1 protein-coding gene is annotated in these 230 nt (G+C 31.3%); it reads left to right on the forward strand.

The window, feature by feature from the left end:
- Positions 1 to 200, forward strand: a 200-nt coding sequence (gene macP, locus CF394_RS08215) for a cell wall synthase accessory phosphoprotein MacP (protein WP_207761699.1), incomplete at its 5' end; no start/stop codon positions are given.
- Between the last annotated feature and the right edge of the window lie 30 nt (positions 201 to 230).

A 230-nucleotide genomic window follows, 5' to 3' on the forward strand; every position in this document is an offset into this window, starting at 1 on the left:
CACAAAACTTTGGTTATTCACGTTCTAGAGACTATAATTCTATTCAAGATACTTTAACAATTGAAGTAGAGCCAACGATTCATAAGAGCCGTCGCATTGAGAATACTAAGAGGAATGTTTTTAACTCGAAACTAAACAGAATCTTATTTACAGTCATCCTTCTCTTGATTTTACTTGTGTTGGCGATGAAACTTTTGTAATAGAAAAGGAAATAAAATGAAAATTGGAAT

Source organism: Tetzosporium hominis, from assembly GCF_002265435.1.
Lineage (GTDB): Bacteria > Bacillota > Bacilli > Bacillales_A > Planococcaceae > Chryseomicrobium > Chryseomicrobium hominis.